The sequence below is a fragment of the Bradyrhizobium sp. P2_E8 genome (assembly GCF_056403875.1).
The window spans coordinates 1-929 of record NZ_JBFUES010001655.1 but is presented as its reverse complement, the minus strand read 5'-3'; the positions used below and the strand labels follow the sequence as shown (position 1 = coordinate 929).

1 protein-coding gene and 1 pseudogene are annotated in these 929 nt (G+C 65.6%); both read left to right on the top strand.

What is annotated here, in order from left to right; genetic code table 11:
* Window positions 1-339, top strand: a pseudogene (locus tag AC1D00_RS43025) (hypothetical protein); the annotation flags it as partial.
* Between the two features lie 71 nt (window positions 340-410).
* A partial coding sequence (locus tag AC1D00_RS43020; RefSeq protein WP_477014909.1) for a hypothetical protein occupies window positions 411-929 on the top strand: 519 nt, incomplete at its 3' end.

Here is a 929-nt window from a genome sequence, read left to right as displayed (position 1 = left end):
GCCGTGTTCGGGACGTTCTCGACCTCGCCGACCGGGCAGTATTCGGGCGGGCAGGTCTCGGCGCTGAGCCTGCGGGTGACGCAGGCGCTGACCCAGCAGCCGGGGCAGCAGCGTATCGAGGACATCCAGACCGACATTGCGATGGCCCAGAACACGATGAAGGACGCGAGCACGCGCCAGACCCAGGCCAAGGCGCAGCTCCAGACCATCATCGACCAGGCGGAATCGGCCTCGCCCGACCAGGTCGCGAGCGAGATCCTGTCGCTCCAGAATGCGCTGCAGGCGTCCTACCAGGTGACCTCGAACCTTGCGCAGCTTTCGCTCGTCAAGTTCCTGTAAGGATGCGTTAAGGCGCCGTTAACCATGCCTCTTTACCTCTTGGTGAGGATTGGAGCGGGGCGGAGCTGTCGATGTCGGACAAGATGCAACTGGTGGTGGCAACGCCTTGCTTCGGCGGGCAGGTGTCGAGCATCTATGCGAGCTCGATCTTCGCGCTCCAGCGCGCCGTGCACGGCATGTCCAATCTCGAGCTCAAGGTGCTGCTGCGCGACGGCGACGCCCTGATCACGCGCGCGCGGGCCAACCTGGCCGCGATGTTCCTGGACGATCCCAAGGCGACGCATTTCCTGTTCATCGATGCCGATATCGGGTTCAAGCCGGAGCAGGTGTTCCGGCTGATCGAATGCGGCGCCGACGTCGTCGCCGGCTGCTATCCGATCAAGCGGGTCAACTGGGACAAGGCCGCGCGTGCGATCCAGTCGGGTCGGGCGGATGTGCCGGCGGCCTCGCTCGACTACGTGCTCGAGATCGAGGACCCCGACCGCATCGTGGTGGTCAACGGCTTTACCCGCGTCCGCTACGCCGGCACCGGCTTCCTGATGATCCGGCGCCGCGTGCTGGAGGCGATGTGCCGCCATCCGGACTACGCC